The sequence below is a fragment of the Peribacillus sp. SRI_006 genome (genome assembly GCF_057586375.1).
Genome location: NZ_JBYCZT010000031.1, coordinates 1 through 19,671 on the forward strand (window position 1 = coordinate 1; position 19,671 = coordinate 19,671).

At 34.2% G+C, this 19,671-nt stretch carries 17 protein-coding genes; 2 read left to right on the top strand and 15 right to left on the bottom strand.

The genetic code is table 11. From position 1 onward, the window contains the following. The first annotated feature begins 466 nt into the window (after positions 1 to 466). Entirely contained in the window at positions 467 to 721 is a 255-nt protein-coding gene (locus AC2YHV_RS27060) for a hypothetical protein (RefSeq protein ID WP_487374550.1), read from the top strand. A 337-nt stretch (positions 722 to 1,058) separates the two neighbouring features. Here the strand turns inward: AC2YHV_RS27060 and AC2YHV_RS27065 are convergent, their stop codons facing one another. The 12 genes from AC2YHV_RS27065 to AC2YHV_RS27120 form a co-directional block, all read right to left on the bottom strand. Then, positions 1,059 to 1,433: a nuclear transport factor 2 family protein gene (locus AC2YHV_RS27065; RefSeq protein WP_487374551.1), complete on the bottom strand. Its 375-nt coding sequence runs from the start codon at positions 1,431 to 1,433 to the stop codon at positions 1,059 to 1,061. Positions 1,434 to 1,534: 101 nt separating this feature from the next. Beyond that, positions 1,535 to 2,170, bottom strand: a complete 636-nt coding sequence (locus tag AC2YHV_RS27070; protein WP_487374552.1) for an NAD(P)H-binding protein — start codon at positions 2,168 to 2,170, stop codon at positions 1,535 to 1,537. A 189-nt stretch (positions 2,171 to 2,359) separates the two neighbouring features. Continuing rightward, positions 2,360 to 3,103 carry an SDR family oxidoreductase gene (locus AC2YHV_RS27075; protein WP_262869465.1) on the bottom strand — a complete coding sequence of 248 codons (744 nt, stop codon included), beginning with the start codon at positions 3,101 to 3,103 and terminating at the stop codon, positions 2,360 to 2,362. Between the two features lie 44 nt (positions 3,104 to 3,147). Beyond that, entirely contained in the window at positions 3,148 to 4,176 is a 1,029-nt protein-coding gene (locus tag AC2YHV_RS27080) for an NADH:flavin oxidoreductase/NADH oxidase (protein ID WP_477591029.1), read from the bottom strand. A 412-nt stretch (positions 4,177 to 4,588) separates the two neighbouring features. Next, a complete protein-coding gene (locus tag AC2YHV_RS27085; RefSeq protein WP_487374553.1) occupies positions 4,589 to 5,017 on the bottom strand; it encodes a MarR family winged helix-turn-helix transcriptional regulator in 429 nt (142 codons plus the stop codon). Between the two features lie 327 nt (positions 5,018 to 5,344). Further along, positions 5,345 to 5,974 carry a fumarylacetoacetate hydrolase family protein gene (locus tag AC2YHV_RS27090; RefSeq protein WP_487374554.1) on the bottom strand — a complete coding sequence of 210 codons (630 nt, stop codon included), beginning with the start codon at positions 5,972 to 5,974 and terminating at the stop codon, positions 5,345 to 5,347. A 108-nt stretch (positions 5,975 to 6,082) separates the two neighbouring features. After that, entirely contained in the window at positions 6,083 to 7,465 is a 1,383-nt protein-coding gene (gene gdhA / locus AC2YHV_RS27095) for an NADP-specific glutamate dehydrogenase (protein ID WP_487374555.1), read from the bottom strand. A 322-nt stretch (positions 7,466 to 7,787) separates the two neighbouring features. Continuing rightward, entirely contained in the window at positions 7,788 to 9,038 is a 1,251-nt protein-coding gene (locus AC2YHV_RS27100; RefSeq protein ID WP_487374556.1) for a dicarboxylate/amino acid:cation symporter, read from the bottom strand. Positions 9,039 to 9,079: 41 nt separating this feature from the next. Beyond that, a complete protein-coding gene (locus AC2YHV_RS27105) occupies positions 9,080 to 10,255 on the bottom strand; it encodes a pyridoxal phosphate-dependent aminotransferase (RefSeq protein ID WP_487374557.1) in 1,176 nt (391 codons plus the stop codon). 177 nt (positions 10,256 to 10,432) lie between these two features. After that, a complete protein-coding gene (locus AC2YHV_RS27110) occupies positions 10,433 to 11,218 on the bottom strand; it encodes an SDR family oxidoreductase (protein WP_487374558.1) in 786 nt (261 codons plus the stop codon). Further along, on the bottom strand, positions 11,196 to 12,110 hold the full coding sequence (locus AC2YHV_RS27115; protein ID WP_477589317.1) for a fumarylacetoacetate hydrolase family protein: 915 nt from the start codon (positions 12,108 to 12,110) through the stop codon (positions 11,196 to 11,198). Before AC2YHV_RS27115 ends, AC2YHV_RS27110 begins: the two co-directional genes overlap by 23 nt. 475 nt (positions 12,111 to 12,585) lie before the next feature. Continuing rightward, positions 12,586 to 13,296: a FadR/GntR family transcriptional regulator gene (locus AC2YHV_RS27120; RefSeq protein WP_487374559.1), complete on the bottom strand. Its 711-nt coding sequence runs from the start codon at positions 13,294 to 13,296 to the stop codon at positions 12,586 to 12,588. Positions 13,297 to 13,594: 298 nt separating this feature from the next. Between AC2YHV_RS27120 and AC2YHV_RS27125 the strand changes: the two genes are divergently transcribed. Continuing rightward, the gene (locus AC2YHV_RS27125; protein ID WP_487374560.1) at positions 13,595 to 14,254 is read left to right on the top strand and encodes a FadR/GntR family transcriptional regulator; all 660 of its coding nucleotides are present in this window, start codon (positions 13,595 to 13,597) and stop codon (positions 14,252 to 14,254) included. A gap of 546 nt (positions 14,255 to 14,800) precedes the next feature. On the opposite strand, the gene AC2YHV_RS27130 is transcribed toward AC2YHV_RS27125, so the two are convergent. The 3 genes from AC2YHV_RS27130 to AC2YHV_RS27140 form a co-directional block, all read right to left on the bottom strand. Continuing rightward, on the bottom strand, positions 14,801 to 16,495 hold the full coding sequence (locus AC2YHV_RS27130; RefSeq protein ID WP_487374561.1) for a UvrD-helicase domain-containing protein: 1,695 nt from the start codon (positions 16,493 to 16,495) through the stop codon (positions 14,801 to 14,803). Continuing rightward, on the bottom strand, positions 16,474 to 18,549 hold the full coding sequence (locus AC2YHV_RS27135; RefSeq protein WP_487374562.1) for an ATP-dependent nuclease: 2,076 nt from the start codon (positions 18,547 to 18,549) through the stop codon (positions 16,474 to 16,476). The genes AC2YHV_RS27130 and AC2YHV_RS27135 overlap by 22 nt, the downstream gene beginning before the upstream one ends. A gap of 175 nt (positions 18,550 to 18,724) precedes the next feature. Further along, on the bottom strand, positions 18,725 to 19,453 hold the full coding sequence (locus AC2YHV_RS27140; RefSeq protein ID WP_487374563.1) for a hypothetical protein: 729 nt from the start codon (positions 19,451 to 19,453) through the stop codon (positions 18,725 to 18,727). Positions 19,454 to 19,671: the final 218 nt, after the last annotated feature.

Sequence of the window (19,671 nt, forward strand, 5' to 3'; positions counted from 1 at the left end):
CTTAACTTCGGTGTAGAGTCAGGTTTTCAGGGAGATAAAAAATTCACCTGAATATTAGCAGTTCTATAGGTGAAAACTTCACATTTGGGTGAATCGGAGTATATACAAATAGTACAATATTAAATGTGTGGTTCAATACTTTTCACTGTTTAGATGTAGAAATTAAATTTTTGATGTTATTAATACAAAAGCTAAAGGTATAGGTACTTCGTTAAGTAGATTTTTAAAAAGAGAAAGTGATAATCTTAGTTGGATTGCAACACAGCTAATTATTGACCCTCACAGCCCCTTGTATAATAAAGGAACGTTAATTGGCAAAAGAACTAAAGAAAAGCATATCACTTTACAAAATGTATATAACTTTCTTGTGTTATTAATTAAAAATACAAAGATAGCCGAGTTACCTAAGGAAAAAATACTTAATATAACCCTTACATATTTTAATTGTTTTAAAGAGTTGTTACCTGTGGAATGGAATGATTATAAGCAATATAGATTAACTCATATAGTCTGTTTAAATGCTTTAGCTATAGCCGGCAATAAAATTATTCCTTCAAATTATAATTTCACTTCGAACCAGTTAAACATTAACGAAGTATCAAAAAAAATGATTAATATAAAGATATTTGATTGGTCAAGTGAAGGAACCTTGAAATATCTAAAAGGTGCTAGTGGTTCTAAACTCTTAGCTGAAGATATAATTGCTTGTGTAGAAAAATAATTATTTGGTTTTCACTTCTAATATTAAAATGGCCAAAAATCAAAATGATTTTTGGCCATTCTTTCATATTATAATAAATATAATATTAATATTTTCAATTCTATCTGGCGTAAGATTCTTGGCAATAACTACGCCGACAATTAAGGTTTGAGTAGTGATTTAAATAACATTCTCAATTTTTGAAACAGCAGAATTATCATTCGGCGCCCATACTAACAAGATTTAAGGATTAGTATAAAATATGAATGGATATTGATAATCCAATCATTTAAGAGAAATACATGTTTATAGGGTTTTGAAATTCAAAGTTTTGCATGATGTTTATTAGAAACTATTTTTACGAATGCAGATGGAATAACTTCGAAATAATGATCCATTCACCGCCTAGTTTAAGTAATTGCTGAAAATCAGTGTATGATTCGCCATACGCATCATTCTCTAAACTTATACGAACCGAAGCAATCGTTGCTTCAACATCTAGAATATCAACTCTTGATTTAAGATTTTTTGCAGGACCAGCTTTATCCATAAAGTCCCATAAGTTTTGAATAGGTCCTCCTAGAAAGCCATCAGTTGTGTTGTAACCGTACATAGTTGCATCTTTATGAAAAGCTTGCTTTGCTACTTCTTTGTTCCCTGTAATAAGGCCTTCAATATACTTATTCACCACTTCAATAATCTCATCGTAATCTTTTATTGCTGTTTTGCTCATTTCTCCTCAAACCCCCTTAAGTTATAAATAGTCCATTTAACGATAATAAAGTTTTGTAGCTCAGTCTCGTTTTATTTGATATGCATCTGGAAAAGCTATTCTTATAAATTTCGCAAAGCGTCTGCTATAGGAGTTTTACCATCTCTCATTGTGATAACTTTTCCAATGGTATTAGGGTCTTGCAAACTCTGAACTAACGTGTCCACTACATTTTCTATAGCATTTTCACCAGGATGATCAATATTGACATCTATTTTTCCAAATCCAGGCTCCTCTTTTAAAACCCCAGGTTGTACGATTGTATAGTCTAGCTTGGTATTATTAATCAGCCAATGGTCAGCAAAATGTTTGGCAATATTATAATTTGTTAAATCTTTTAGAAATGACTCATTCCATTTGTCTTGATTTAAGGCGAAAACTGAACTAAGCATAATAAATCTCTTTATTTTCTTGTTTTCAGCAGCGCGCATCACTTTAACAGCACCGTTTAAGTCAATCTTTAATAAATCTTTTCCTTTAGAACCAGCTACAAATAAAATAGCTTCTGCATCATGCATATTTTCAGCTATTACCTCAGGACTAGCTAATAAATCTATATGAACATAATGAACATTGCTCGAATTGCTTGTGAGGTTACCTCTTCTAGTTCCTGCGTAAACAAAATGACCTTTTTCAACTAGTTTATCAACAAGATATGAACCTACTCGACCATTAGCTCCTACTACTAATACCTTCATGAAAAAACCTCCCAAAATAAATTTTAATGATAAAAATGATATTAATATGGTCTGACCATATAATATTTAGTAAGTTTAAACCAACTTATAAGTGTAAAACTAGTTGTCTCATTCCTATAGACAAAATCAAGTATGGCAAATTACCTTTCTTTGCTTCGTAATCAGAAGTATTTCCTTCGAATTACTACATCACCATTCCTGTGCTGTAGGTGTGACAATCACATCATTAATCATGACGTTTGCAGGTTTATTAACCACAAATCCAATTGTTTCAGCTACATAGTCTACGTCAATAGCTACCTTATTTAATTCTCCCAGTACGGATTTTACATCTTCATCTGTCACTGTATCCTGCCAATTAGTTGCAATGACACCTGGTGAAACTAAAACAGCTTGAATATTATGTTTGACTGATACCTCTTTACGTAAACTTTCGGTAATCGCTCTTACTGCATACTTTGTAGAACTATACACTCCATGGCCTTCGCCAATCGCATGACCGGCAATGGAACCTACATTAATGATTTGTCCGCCTTCTTGTTTCTTCATATGAGGAAGGACCGCAGCTACTCCATACAGCACACCTTTTACGTTTAGATCGATCATCGTTTCCCATTCGTCTACATGAGCGTTATCCCACATGGAGAACAACATCATCCCTGCACTGTTAATTAACGTATCCACTCTTCCGAATTTATCTACTGTAAAGTCCACAAGAGATTGAACATCTTCTTTAACCGTAACATCTGTCACCTTATAGGAAGCCGTTCCCCCGTCTTTATTGATTCGATCTGCTAGACTTTTTAGTTTCTCTTCATTTCTAGCAGCTAGAACGACAGAGGCCCCATTCTTCGCAAGATGAAGCGCTGTTGCTTCCCCAATACCACTTGAAGATCCTGTAATGATGACTACTTTATCTTGAATATATGACATGTTTTATACTCCTCCTTTAGGTTTGTACCTTTTGTTACTTCAACTTATCTTCTAAAACCATCTGCGTACTGTGTAGGCACAATCGTCTCTTTTTTCAATGTAGCTGCAGCTTCTAATGCCCAATGAGGGTTACGTAGCATGCCTCGGCCAACAGCTACAAGGTCTGCTTCTTCATTTCCAATTACCGCGTTTGCTAATGCAGGGTCATCTAATCTTCCTACTGCAATGACAGGAACATCAAGAGCCTTCTTAATTTCTCTTGCTAGTGGCACTTGGTAAGCTGCATGGGTACCCGGTTTTCCCCAAGCAGCAATCTGACCTTCGCCACCTGAAGAGATGTCAAAGATATCTACTCCTGCTTTTTGATATTCTTTCGCAAATGCGATACTTCCGTTAATATCATATCCATCTTCTACATATTCTTTGGCAGAAATACGCATCACTAATGGCATGTTTTCTGGAATTTCAGCTTTCGCTGCTTCAATAATTTCTCGGCCGAACTTCGTGAGATCTTGGCCATACTCATCATCTCGTTTATTCGTTAACGGAGAGTGGAATTGATGAATTAAATAACCATGAGCGCCGTGAATTTCAATAGCATCAAACCCGGCTTTTACTGCACGCTGCACCGCCTTACGGAATTTTTCTACCATTTCTTTGACTTCAGCTGTTGAAAGAGCTCTTGGTGTTTTTGATTTTTCATCAAATGGAATCGCTGAAGGCGCAACCGGTACTTCTGCGTCTTCTGCTTTGCGACCGGCGTGAGCAATCTGGATACCCACTTTGGCTCCGTAACGGTGACAAGCTTCTACAATTCGTGCTAAAGCAGGAATTTGTTCATCTGACCATAACCCTAAATCATAGTCTGAAATACGACCATCGGGTTCAACGTCTGTCATTTCAACCATAATAAAACCAGCTCCACCGATTGCTCGATTTACATAGTGTAGGTAATGCCAGTCTGTCGCAATGCCGTCTTTCTTTTCAACTGAATATTGACACATCGGTGACATGACAACACGGTTTTTTAATTCCAATCCTTTTAGCTTATAAGTACTAAATAAATGTTCCATGCTAAAAACTCCTTTTTAGTTAAATAAATAATTGAATAAATGTTAACCACAACATATAGTTCCTCATGCATGTTAAATTATACGATTTAGTATACTTAAAACATATAAATTCAACACTTTTAAATGCATGCGCGTGCATCTAACTTACAATAGCTATTTCTCTTTGTCAACCTATACATTTTCATATAAATTAAAAGGAGATAAAACTAAATGCATGAGCATGCATTTAATTTAACATTAATCATTTATCTTTGTCAACCTTTCACAATCTAAAGGAGAAATATATACACACAGCAATAATATTTAAATAAAAGATAGCTCCTGTGAACCACACTAGGCTAAAGTAACAACTGATTCATATCTAAATAAATAGAAGTAACTGCCTTGTTTAAAATAAACTTAGAAGGTTACATTATAATTTCTGCATTAAAGATTGTAACTCACGTTGAAGATTACCTTTTGAAAAAGCAATGTGAAGAATATTTTGAAAAGTATTCAAGGCTCTCTCTAGTTTTTCTTCACCTAATGTAGTTAAACGTGTGTAGATACCTCTACGATCATCTTTACATATATGTCTTTGTAATGCCCCACAACTTTTTGCTTCGAGCCTACCTACCAGCCTTGATATAGCACTTTGGCTTAATCCTACCACCTCTTGTAATTGCTGTAACCTCAATTGTTTATCGCTTGTTTGAGATAAAAAGTAAAGAACGTAAAACTCTTTTAACGACAGGTTATGATTTTTTTGCAAAGTACTTTCTAGCTCATTAGTAATGCTCATTTGAATATTAGTAATAGATAGCCAATTATCTAAATACTCATTTTCTGGGTTGTTTTTCATGCACATTCCACCTGTTCTATCCTATATTATTATAATATAGCACTTTAAATGATTATCGTTATCTTTTAAATATAGTGCTCAAGACTAAGTTCTAAAATACTTCATTAAGAATTAATTTTAATCAGGTTTTAATGGTCAAGCTTTTTGAATAAAGTACGTGACATATTTATTTCAACTTAAATGGAGGAGTTTTCCCCACTTCTTTTCTATATATCCTTATCCCCCTTATACTTTAATTGTTTTTCCTTATTTTAGAGGAGTTTCTTCTTTTTGTCTAAGATTGAGAAATCTCCACGAAAAAAAACAGTCAAAAATGACTGCTCTTTTTCATGGATGTAGTATGACTGAACAGTATCCCACTTCATTTCCACCCCAGTTTAGTGAAAGCTTGTCTTGATCTGAAAGAGGACCGACACCACTTGGAGTACCGGTAAAAATAATATCTCCTTTCCCTAGCCCAAAATGCTCTGCTGTAAATTCTATAATCGTTTGCAAATCAAAAAGTAAGTCTATAATATTTCCGACTTGTACACGCTCTCCATTTTTAAAAAGAGAAAAATCTAATTGTTTACATGCTTCAACACCTATAAACGGAATAAATTCACTAACAACAGCTGAATTTTTAAATCCTTTAGCCAAAAGCCAAGGATGCTGTTTTTGTTTTAACTCTGATTGAACATCTCTAAGTGTTAAATCCAACCCAATGGCCATGGCATCTACTATTTCATCTACTTTCATTCCTGGTTCGTACTGCTTTGAGATATGTATGACAAGTTCAGTTTCAAAGTGAATGGAACCCTGATTACTGGGCAATGTAATTGACTGACCATTTGCTTCCACAAGCGAATGAGTTGGTTTTGAAAATAAAATAGGAGAAGTTGGTACTTCATTATTTAACTCTTTTGCATGTAAGGCATAGTTTCGACCTACACAATAGATATTTTTAATGTCTTTCATAATTAAGCTCACTCTTTTCTTTTAAAGAAATATAATTTCATGCTAAAAAATTCACTAGATTTTATTAAGGCGGTCCAAATTGGGGCCGCCTATTACATTATCTTATTTTTAGAGGATACCTTGAATCAGCATAGCGTCTGCTACTTTAAGGAAGCCAGCAATGTTTGCTCCGACAACTAAATTGCCGTGCTCACCGTATGTTTCTGATGCTTCTACACTTTTTTTATAAATGTTTTTCATGATACCGTGAAGTTTGGCATCGACATCCTCAAATGTCCAAGGCAATCTAGCACTGTTTTGAGCCATTTCAAGTGCAGAAACGGCAACGCCACCCGCATTGGCAGCTTTAGCTGGTCCGAATAAGATGCCATTATTAAGGAATATGTCAATAGCCTCAAGGGTAGAAGGCATGTTGGCACCTTCACCTACTGCCTTCACGTTGTTTTGAACCAACAATTTTGCTGCTTCTTCATCAATCTCATTTTGTGTTGCACACGGAAGGGCGATGTCGCAAGAAACAGACCAGATACCGTAACTTCCTTCATTGTATTCGGCTTCTGGATGAGCAATGACATACTCAGACAGACGTTTTCTTTCTACTTCTTTTAAGCGTTTAACTGTATCTAGGTTTAGTCCATTTTTATCGTAAATGTAACCATCGGAGTCACTGCAAGCAACTACTATAGCACCCAGCTGTGTAGCTTTTTCGATTGCATAAATAGATACATTACCAGATCCTGAAACAACGACAGTGCTTCCGTGGAACTGTAAACCTTTATCTTTTAGCATTTCTTCGACGAAGTAAACCGTTCCGTATCCAGTTGCTTCCGTACGCGCAAAACTTCCGCCATAACTTATCCCTTTACCAGTTAAAACACCTGCGTAATAGCTTCCTTGCATCTTTTTATACTGACCGAATAGATATCCTATTTCTCTTGCTCCAACTCCGATATCTCCAGCCGGTATGTCCGTGTCCGGTCCGATATACCGACCTAGTTCTGACATAAAGCTTTGGCAAAAACGCATGATTTCAGCGTCTGATTTTCCTTTTGGATCGAAGTCAGACCCGCCTTTTCCGCCGCCGATAGGTTGTCCTGTAAGAGAGTTTTTAAAGATTTGCTCGAAACCAAGGAACTTGATGATGCTAGCATTTACTGTCGGATGGAAACGTAGACCGCCTTTGTATGGTCCAATCGCGCTGTTGAATTGCACGCGGAAACCTCGGTTCACTTGTACATTCCCAAGGTCATCAACCCAAGGGACACGGAAGGTAATCATTCTTTCCGGTTCTACGAGTCTTTCTAATATCCCATTTTTCATATATGCTGGATGTTTTGCGAATACTGGAACTAATGAAAGGAATATTTCCTTCACTGCTTGATGGAATTCTCTTTCATGAGGATTACGCTCTTTTACTTGTGCGTATACTTTGCTTACAAATTCATTAGCCACTTGTAGATCATCTTTTCGGACTTCTTGTGAAGTTATCATTTCTTTTTTACTCCTCTTTTTTGTTATATAGTCTTGAAAATTCACTTGTTTGTATAAATAGGCTTGTAAGTAATAGTTTCATGATATAAATAAAAGTTTAAAGAGTAATCTGAATATTAGATAAAGGAGCTTACATTGGAATTAAGACAAAGCGAATATTTCATTTAAGTGGCAAAGCATAAACATATGACGGAAGCAGCAGTGGCTTTGCAATTTGCCCGTCTGCGGTCAGCCGCAGTAAACGCCAGGATTTCTAGAATAGAAGCGATGCATATATTTAAAATGAAGCAGACTCACCAAAGGGGTAAGCCTGCTCAAAGTCTTAAGAGCTTTTTATTTTCTCTTGTTCAGCAACTACGAATTCTTTTTTGTGAAACATTCCCTCCGATTTGGCTATTACTACTGTAGCCAATGCATTCCCTACTACATTAGTTGCAGTTCGAGCCATATCCATTATGAAATCAACTGCCATAAGTAATGCAATACCCTCCATTGGCAGCCCTATCACAACAGAAACACTAGTCAACACAACAATTACTCCTGAAGGAACGGAAGCAACACCCTTAGTAAGTAGCATAAGTAAAAGAATTATGTGTACCTGCTCTAATAGCGAGAGTTGAATATCGTAGGCATTAGCTAAAAACAAAATAGCCGGAGCCATGTAGACCATTCCACCATCGAGATTAAATGAATAGCCAAGAGGCAATACAAAAGATACTACTGAATTTTTGACACCGTATCCTTCTAAACGTGCTGTAAGAGGGGCAAATACAGACTCGGAGCTCCGTGTTGTAAAAGCAATTAATAATAAATCTTTTATTTCATTAATTAACTCCCAATACCGAATATTATAGATGCGAGCAATTATGGGAAAAATGATTAATAAAACTATAGCTAACCCAGCATAGGTTACTAAAATTAAATCAAGCAAGGTACTTAACTTTTCGAAACCGTAAGTAGCCATACTATAAGCAATAGATCCAAAAACACCAATTGGAGAAAATTTAATGACATAATCTAAAACTTTAAACATTACTTTAGAAAGGGCCTCAAGAACATCCTCTATAGGTTTGGCTTTTCCCTTTAGGGAACGTAAAGCCAAGCCAAAGAAAACACCAAAGTAGACAATGGCTAATATATTCCCTTCTGAAAAGGCTACAAATATATTAGAAGGTATTATATGAAGAATAAACTCTCTAAAGTCAATTTTATTGGCCTCAAGTCCCTCTAGAGCTTTCATATTTCCTCCTGATAAATCAGCTCCAACTCCAAGGTCCACCATATTAGCAAGCAGTAAGGACATAACGATGATTAAAGTTGTAACAATTTCAAAATAGATAATGGCTTTTAGAGAAAGCCTACCTAGTGATCCGGTTGATTTTATTTGAGAAATCCCTAATATAATTAGGGGGAAAATCAATGGTACAATTGTCATCTTAATCATATGAATAAAAGCATCACCTAAAATTTTTGCTTCTATCCCTATGGTTTTACTTATCGATCCTAAACATAAACCTAATACAAGAGCAATGGAAATCTGGAGCCATAAAGGAATTCTTCTAAGAGCTTGCATTACCTATCCCCTTTCAATAGTAAGGTGTGGTTTTGCTTAGCTTACTCTATCTTAGTAAGTGCTTTTTCTATGCGTCTTAATGCTTCCTCAAGTTCCCCTTCGGACATAGCACATGAAATTCGAATGTTATGCATATAGCTAGAGCCAAATGCTATTCCTGGAGTAACTGCTACCTTAGCTTCATCTAGAAGATAATTGGCAAGTTCAATTGAATCGAAGTTGCGAAATTTGATTTCTGGAAAAACATAAAAAGCGCCTTCAGGATGGGGACATATAACACCCGGAATTTGATTTAGATAAGTCACTACTTGATTAATACGTTTATCATATATGCTACGCATGTGTTCTACTTCTTCTTTCGCTTCCTTAAGAGCTACGACTCCTGCTTTTTGGATAAATGCTGGAGTGCATGTTGCGAGATGCCCTTGTATATTAGAAGCAGCAGGTACAAGTTCATTTGGCAATGCTAAATAACCTAATCTCCATCCAGTCATGGCATGCCCCTTGGAGAAGCTTTGTACTGTAATAGTAAGATTTTCAAGTCCAGGTATACTCGCAAGCGAAGTAAATTGATGTGTTCCATAAACCAACTTTTCATAAACTTCATCAGCAATAATAATTAGGTCTTTCTCTATCACAACATCCCTAAGATTATGAAATTCCTCATTAGTTAATACTCTACCAGTTGGGTTATTTGGGTTATTTACAATAATAGCTTTTGTCCGCTCAGTACAAGCAGCATCCAGTAAATCTTTTGTAAGTTTAAAATGATCATTAGGATTTAAATCTACTGAAACTGCATGTCCACCAACCATAGTTATTAACGGTTCAAAGCTTACCCATGCTGGATTGATAACTAATACTTCGTCACCAGGATTTATTATGCTTTTTAACGCAACATATAACGCTGGTTTCCCCCCTGCCGTTACAATAATTTGGGAAGGGTCATAATTGACTCCATTTTCAGTCTTTAACTTATGAGCGATCTCATTACGTAACTCTGGAATTCCATTACTACTTACATAGTGTGTCATCCCTAATTTCATGGCCTTTTCTGCTTCTTCAATAATCATATTTGGCGTATTAAAGTCTGGATCTCCTCCAGCCAAATTAATAATATCGTGACCTTCTTGTTTAAGAAGCGTAACTTTATTTAAAATTGAAAGAGTTTTTGACTCAGGCAATGCTTGTATCATAGTAGCACTTTGCAAATTCATACATCTCCTCATATTTATCAGGATAAATTTTTATGTGGTATTTTCGGTATTGACCTTAATATCACTGCTTTTTAATCTAACTTCTGGCTGACATTCTGTTTCAACCTAAGTATGGTTTCGTTTATAAGCATTGCATCCTAATGATCTACTATGAAAATGAAAAATCCTTTGTTATTCTTAGATGGACTTTAACATACCTCCATCAACTAAAAAGGAACTTCCTGTCATATATGTGCTTGCATCTGATACCAAGAATGTCACCACATTGGCAAACTCTTCTGGAGTTCCATAACGCTTCAGCAGGATCGTTTCTTGTGATGCTTTTGCCACTTCTTCACGTGTAGTCCCAAGCTTATCTGCTTTGATTTGATCCAGGAATGCTACTCTGTCTGTTGCAATTCTACCCGGTGCAACCGTGTTAATCAGTATATTAAATGGAGCTAATTCCTCAGCTAGAGTTTTAGTTAATCCTACAATTCCTAACCGAAAGGTATTAGATAGTATAAGTCCCGGTATAGGTTGCCTAATTGATGAAGAAGCTAGGTTGATAATGCGTCCTCCTTGTTTCTTGAGATGAGGTAAAGCTTCACGAATTAAACGGATATAGCTTAACAAATTTAGTTCAAATGCCTTTTCCCAATCTTCATCGGAGAATTGTTCAAACTTACCACTAGGAGGTCCTCCTGCGTTATTAATTAAAATATCGATTCCATCAAATGTCTCAGTCGTTTTCCTAACTAACATACGGATATCATCTACATTTGTAATATCAGCCTGACAATATTCAACCCTTCCTTTACCCAAAGAGTGAAGTTCACGCTGTAATTCTTTCAATTTTACGCTGTCCCTGCTTGTTAGCATGACATTTACGCCTTCCTTGACTAGTTGTGTTGCAATAGCCTTTCCGAGTCCTTGGCTTGATGCAACAACAAGGGCAACTTTATTTGTAAGATTCAATTCCATGCGTAGTTACCTCCCCTTTAAGTTTTAAATCTTTTACATGATTAACCAGTTTTTCAAACCCATCAATATGGCATTCTACGATGTCCCCATCACGTATTACGACAGCTCCTGGAGTACCAGTAGAGATGATATCACCAGGTAATAATTTCATAACCTTAGAGTGGAAAGATATTAAATGCCAAGGAAGAAAAGACATGTTAGAAACAATGTTTTTCCGGTGAACCTCTCCGTTAATAACGGTAGAAACATTTAAATTTACTACTTCTTCAACTTCTTCAGGTGTAACCAGGTGAGGACCAAAACTAAAAAATGTATCGAAACTTTTCGATCGAGTCAAATATCTAGGATTTCTCTGTAAAATATCTTCTGCTGTCATATCAATTATGGTAGTAAAACCAGCAATTACATTAGGGGCATCTTCTTCAGACACATCCTTACATTCCTTTCCAATAACAATTCCAAGCTCTGCTTCTGCTGTTGTTCTCTCAGATTGCAAAGGAATTTTGATCGTATCATTGGGACCAATAATGGTAGTATCCGGTTTTAGAAAGCTTGCAGGTTCTGTATTCGGTGCATTTTCGTTTAAATCAGCTGCATGCTCTACATAATTCAAACCAATTCCCCAAATTTTTCTTGGATGACGATATAGAGGTGCATACTCTACTTCTTGAAAAGGAATTAGAATGTCTCCTAGTTCTGCAACTTTTTCTTTACCTTCTGAGTAATACCATTGTTTCATCCCATCTAATTGGTTAGAAGTAATCATTTCAAATAAGTCTGTTGACCATTCCTGATTAAATTTAGTATTTAAATCTTCTATCAACAAAATTCCATCATGAACTACAAGCCCCGCCATTTCTTCTCCGTTACGCTGAATTGTTGCTAATTTCATAGAATATTCCTCCTATTTATTTTTGACTAAGTCACTATAAATTAATATGGTCTGACCATATTAATTTATCTATTTTCATAATATAAAGACAATTTGAATTTGTAAAGTATTTTATTTTTATAAATTTCGTGAATCAACGATTATTATTGATAAATTTTAGAGATTAATTATATATAGCAAGGGCTATTCTTTCTAAAATCCAGAAGAAAATATTACTTTAAGTAATTTAAAAAACATAAAAAGCAGCCAAGCAGTTTTCTTTGCCTTGGCTGATTTTAAAAATAATTTCAATTATGGTGACATACTTAAAAACGTTATAGAACTTCTTGTAAAACAGAGCAAGTCAAATGCTTGTTTCTATACGAAATGAAAAACCAAATAATATTTTGTGAAAAAAAGAAAATATAGTGGTCTTACCTTTTTTAAGTAAAACCCTCGCAAATAATGTAATACCTTATAGTATCAATTCAAAACCTTAAAGCTCATTGTTCCAAATTTTAATTTCGTTTTTTTCGAGATGATCAAGCATAGCTAATCGAACTTCTACTGCATCCCTTTTCTTCAAGGCTTTAAGAATCCGTTCATGTTCTTGGTGAGCCTCTTCTAAATATGATTTTGATAATCGCTTGGATTGATTCTTACTGACTTTTAATGCTTCTAAAAATGTTGGAGAAATCATATCAAATATGGTTTCATAGATAGAGTTTCCAGAGGAAATAATAATCAAAGAATGAAAGCGATAATCTTCTTCTATCCCAATTCCCCCATTACGATTCACTTCAATCAATTCTAAGTGGGCATTTTCAATTGCTTCTAGTTGCTCGCTAGTAGCTCTTTGGGCTGCTAGGGCAGCAGACTCTACTTCAACTCCCCTACGGAACTCAAGAATTTCTTTTAGCGTTTGTTCTTCCATCATAAGCTTCTGGGTGATGGGTTCAACAAAGGTACTACCATTTATCCCTTTCAATATACTGCCAACACCTGAACGCTTTTCTATAATCCCTTTAGCTACAAGAACACTAAGCGCCTCTCTAATAGCTGTTTTACTTACCTGAAATATTTCTACAAATTCATTTTCAGTAGGGAGCTTATCACCCGGTTTCAAATTTTCTTCCTGAATATATTGAATAATTTCAGAGATAATCTCTTCATATAAATTTTTTTTCTTAATATTTTTAAGTACCAACCTTGTCACCTCTTTATACCTTCTAAAGTTAATATGCTTACATTTTAAAGTATCATTTATAACTAATAATTATTATACTATATAATCATATATAATTTAATAACAGTCAAAGAGGAATTGTTATATGTTGGGATTTATAATCAAATTAGGTTTTTATAGAACCTACGTAAAAATACTCTGTATTTCACCCTATTTAATTGATTAAATCTACAAAAATGAATCGTAACTTGTTTAGTCAGCGATTAATTATTAATATTCATTCAGATGATAATTATCTAATATCCAGGAGGTTTAATAAGTGAAAAGAGATAGAAATTATAAAGTTCAACAGCCCCCCAAAATGTATCAACAGGTTATAAATCAGCTTGTTGAATATATTGAATCCGAGCAACTATCTGGAGGGGCCAAAATTCCTACCGAAAGAAATTTAAGTGAATTATTAGGGGTCAGTCGTTCATCAATCAGAGAAGGTATTCGAAGTCTTGAACTTTTAGGATACCTCGATTCAAGACAGGGAGAAGGAACATTTGTAGCTAATCCACCTCCATTTTTGATTCCATCTCAATTAATAAAACAACAGCTGAACCACACAAATCTACAAAATTACTATGAGGTATTTATTATGTGTTCCAAGCAGATTGTCTCACTATCCCTCTCTCTTGGTTTATCAAATAAGGAACTAATTGAGAACACATCGATCCTTAAATTTACAGGTGATTTCTGGTCTGATTTTCCAAAATGGATAGAATACATTGCTACCGGTTTGCAAAATCCATTTTTCTTTTCCTTATGGTTAAATAATTATAACGTATTAGAAGAAAATGATTATTTTTGCACCCTTAATTTGAACATACAATTTAATGTCTTTTTTGACTGTTATATAGAAAGAAATGAGACAAGATTAAAGGAATTATTTCATGAATTATCCAAGTTGGATAAAACGAACCCTCAAATCTAATATCAAGGTAATAAGAATAACCTTTATTTAAGCAAAACAAGAGATTATAAGGCTATAATGCACTTTTTCATAAAGAGAAGTACCCCCTCTTCTCATTATGAAGAGGGAGTATTGCGTCCCTTTAGTTGCATAAAAAAAGGAGCTGATGATCAGCTCGTGGTAATGAAGTTAAGCACCTGTTAGTTCAAGTACAATCCTTCACAATTTGAATTTATTGTATAGAAAGAGAAATATTCCTGGTTAAAGCATCTTCCCAGGTATTATTCCCCTTTCTTTTTCACTAAATTGAGGTAATATAATATTCCTATTTGTTCCTCCATGACATGAGGGTGGATAAGGCATTCCTGAATCGTCTACACTTATCAAGTTTAAAGAGCAGATACCCTTATCTCTCTATAGATAAGGGAACACTCAAAATGACCAAGCGAGAACGCCATACGTTTACTTCCGAATTTAAACAACAAATCATTCAACTCTACCAAATGGGGAAATCCGAAAAGCTCTTAAAGCAGATGTCTCAGCTCCAAATATTAAATTAACCTACTGTTATAAATAAACATGTTTAATATTTAAATGTGCTAAATCCTGTATTACTTTGCTCGTAATTTCCGGTACATTAATATATAATTTCTTCTTCGCCCTACTTAACGCCACATAGTATACGCGATGATCTTCTTTACTCATATCAGGTGCAAGTAAAAATTCCAAACTCTTATCATCATTAATTGTTGGGATCACAACAAGAACATTATCAAATTCGTCGCCTTTTGATTTATGAATGGTCTTAAAGAAACTTGTATCATCAGCAATTCTAACCTCTGTTGCTGCTCTTTTATAAAGTAGCTGCTCGTAAGAGTTTTTCACCTTTCCACTTGAAATCTTGCCTTTAATACCATAATGTCCAAAAATATAATTATTATAAAATTCTTTGATATTTCCTTCATAATAACCGTTATATGCTCCTAATAGTCTTTTCAGATTGCTGAAAGCATCTTTATCTGAAAAATCATTTTTATACGCTTTCCTCATAAATTTGATTGCTTCCTGTAACTTTAATTGCCTTCCATATTCTATCGCATGGATGATAAAATGAATCATCCATCCTCTTGAACCATCTCCAAAAATAAGATTAACTTCCTCTTTGTAATCACCCTTGAAGTCATACTTAATAGCATTTGTTTCAGTGTTTCGGTAAGCCAATGTATAGAACGTGTTAACTCCAAGATCTTGGGAAACATACTTGTGAGCATCTAATGAACTGCCTACTAGTAAAACAGGTGACTCACCAGACTTGTTGTCTGGACTAGCTTGAATAAAATCTCCCTTGGTTCTTATATGATTCAGTATAGTGATAATCTGTTCAGTACATCGATGATTGTCTTCTAAATAATAAAGAGACATACCATCCAAACTAAATTGATCGAATAAATTTTCATCAGTCCCCTGAAAAGAGAATATAGCCTGACAAGGATCTCCAATCACACCAATCACGGTTTCTTTTTCGGCAATTAGCTTAATAATTTCTGCTTGTAGAGGACTTGTATCTTGAAATTCATCTAGCAAAATATAAGGAAATTTTGCTCTTAAGATTTCTCTTATTCCATTTTTTTGCTGTAGAAGTAAGTATGAAAAATACAAAACATCATCATGGCTTAATAGTCCTTTTTCCCAACATATTTCTTTATAAATAGCATATGAATTTTTCTTGATCCTATAGGTACCAACCTTTGCTTGGAATGGATTGAGAAATTTCAATTCTACTAAAGATCCATTTAAATTTAACATCCACATAAGCTTTCCTAGGGCATTAGCAAGGTCTTTATTCTGTGACTCGTCGAAATATTGCTTACTTCTTGTTTTGAATTCTTGTAGCAAGCTTCTTCCTAATTTAACTTCATCGTGTCCATCTAATAGTTCAACCGGAAAAGGACAATCATTCAACGTCCACAAATATGGCTTAACTACATGTTTATAAAGAAAGCTATGTATAGTACTTACTTCAACATCATCACCTGTATCTTTCAAACGCCTTTTCAGCGTATCAACACCCACATTTGTGTAAGTAATACAGGCAATTTTTTTAGCTTTAATTAGCTTTTCTGATTGGTTCAAAATTTGATGAATATGGTGAGTTAGAAACCTTGTTTTCCCCGCACCCGGACCGGCATAAAGCTTAAAATGATTGTCAATTGGCAGATTGTCCCTACTATCTTTTAATTTTATTGCGTTTGACAAATCCATGTTATCGCCTCTTTAATGTAATCTGGTGGAATGATACAGTCTTCTTTTGACTTTGTAGTAGAAACTACATAGGCTAACTCCTGTGCAACTTCACCCTTTTTTATGGAAGTTAAGTATCGACCTGCAATTATTTTAGCTTTTAACTTTTCAGTTACTTCAGCATCATCAATTACTGCAACATCTATAAAACTTCTAACCTCTTTTCCATATTCATTATTCCCTAATATCTTTGCAATTTCTTGCACTGATTTACCTTCATCAAAAGCTCTCATTAATTTTTTGATTTCTTCTTTATTAGAAACAGAATCTGTTAGAAGTCTTTCGGAAGTGATGTTTTTTAACAGAAGGTCATATTCAAAAGTAGAGCTTTCATTTTCTTTTTGACTATAAATTTTAATGAAATTATGTTTATTATTTCCTCTTTTATCAATCAGGGTATTCGAAAAGGCTTTATATTCATATTTGTTAGAATCAGTGTAAAGAAATATCGGCGAACATGATTTCCAAGAAGCTTTCTCCTTTTTTTCTTTTCTTACAGGATCTAGATCCGTAATACAAACTACTTTTTTCTTAATTGCATATTTGCATTTTTCTTCATCAAACAACTTTAAAAAATGGTCAAAATATCTACCGCCAATATTAATAATCGAGGTATGAGTATCAGCTAAATCAAAATTCAGCTTCTTTGCAAACTCAGGTAACAATAATTGTTCTGCTAAACCTTCAACTAGCATTAAATTCTTCGCAAAAAACATATCTGCTTTTGTCACATCGATAAATCGTTTTACGTAATTTTTTGACTTCTGATCTTCTGGACTTTCGTCAAATACTTTCCCTGGATAAGCGACACGAATATCTTCCTTATCTTTTTGCAGTACAATTATATCTTCCAGCTCAACAGCTGCCGTAATATTTGGTGAGTGAGAAGTAATAAAAATTTGATTTACTTCTGTATCTTGATTTTCTTTTAAGAACTTTAAAAACTTATACTGCATATTGGGATGCAAATGTGCTTCAGGCTCTTCAATCGCTAAAATGGAATAAACTTTAGCATTTGATCCTAAATAATCACCTGAAGCATCTTTCTGCATTTTTGCCAGTAGAAGTGAAATGTATATTAAGTTATTATAGCCAAGTCCATTATTTATAGCAGGAAGCTTGATGCCTGTTTCACTTTCTACGATAAGCTTAAGAGCAGAGTATAATTCTGTATCTAATATCGCCCCATCAAAAGATGGCGTCATACCTCCAAATCCAGCTCCTGTATCTTCAACATACTTAAGCATATGTTTTTTCCCTGCACTCATCCGAACTTGCAATGAATTAATCAACAACTGTGCATCAGTTGAAAAAGCTTGCTTCTTTACTTTTATCTGCTCGATTTGCTCCTCTTTTTCAAGTTTGTCATCCATCTTAATCTCGTAATCCATGAAAAAGTCAATTACTTCTTTTAACAAAGTATTTCGTCCGGTAAACAAGTCACGTTCAACATCCCTAATTGCTGTTAAGAATTGAAAGGCAAATTTATTAATAGTTTCTAAATCTATTGAATTTTTATGCTCTGGATTTCCCACATAAATTTTTTGAGTATATTTCCTCAAAAAATTGTGCCGAATTACATCCCAACAATCTTCTGTTCGTTCTTCTCCTATGCTACTCATACTCTTTATATAAGAATCCACTTCTTTATCTGGAAGGAAGAATTCATATGTAATATGGGCTTCATATGGACTTTCGATTTTCGTTAGCCAGGTAGATACCGTAACTAGGTCATCAGAATATTCCTTTTCACCTGTAGACTCCACTATTTTTGCTGATATGGTTATTTTCGGAGGTGCCACTTTTAATTCTGCAGTAGTTGTATTCCTATTAAAGTCATCAATAGATAGTCGTTTATTTTTTTGAGTATCAAATAAAAGCTGCAACGCTTTAATTACAGTTGTTTTTCCTGCATTATTTTGCCCGATTATCACATTTGTGCCCTCATGAAACTCAATTATTGTCTCATTATTAAAATTACGAAAATTCTTTATTTTCAATTCAGCAATGTACATATTTATCACCTTAATAATTATGACTTTTATAACAAGATTTTTTTGCATTTTTCTATTTGTTATATCTCATAGAATCAGCGTTAAGGCACATAAAAAGAAGCCCCATTTAGCTTCTTCTTAATCAAGACTAAACCATTAGGCTAATAAAAATATATTTATAAACTTTTAGCACATATTATAATGATGGAGAATTTATTGCGTACATCCTTTGGGGAAGCTCACCCCAAAAATTAATAAGAGCATCAGCATACTTATCAAAGGATATTTCCTCTAAATTTAGAACACGTTCATTTAGTGTTGTACCATATAACGCTAATAGATTAATATTAGAATATTTAGATTCAAAGAATTTTGAGTTTTTTTTAGCCAATGCTACTGCAGAGTTACCGTCCCCATGTTTAATTACATTCGATAATATTCTTAATTCATCTATTGTCTCCCATGAGCTTAACTGTTCGAGATCTTGACCAAAAAGTATGAAAAATTCTTTAATAGGTATTATACTTGTACCAAAATTTTGATATGGTATTTCCTTTCCTTTGTTTACAGGAATATGTTGACTCTTCTTTATTTCATCATAAAGAAAGTATCTCACCTGTTGCTCCCAAAACTGGTATAAAGTCGATATCATCATTAACTTTGTGGTATATTCCATTAAAGCCATGTCTTCATAATATTCAAGTCCTTTTTCCTGTGCTGCATCTGCGTAATCTCCTGGATCACTGTCCTCATGATAGAAGTTTTTACCTAACTCATTAAAATAATTTTCAGTAACAGAATTAGCTTCTTCTTCAATATTAGCGAATATATTTAAGATTTTATCATTGTATGTTTTCTTGTAAAGATAATAGGGCTTAATCAATTTATCTCTAAGGGATTTATGTAGGTATAGTTGAGCATTCATATTTTTCTCTCCTTCGCTTTTCTATTATTCAGATAATTATAATAACTTCCCCGTAAGATTTTATAGCCCTAGTTATATAACCAAAAAAACCTAATTTATTGATTGACTTTATATAATTAAAAGACAATCATCAATATCGTAATAATTTCCTTATTAATCAAGGTTTAAGTAGGTTACCTACATGTTTTTTCTTTTCTTGACCCTAATTATCCACATAA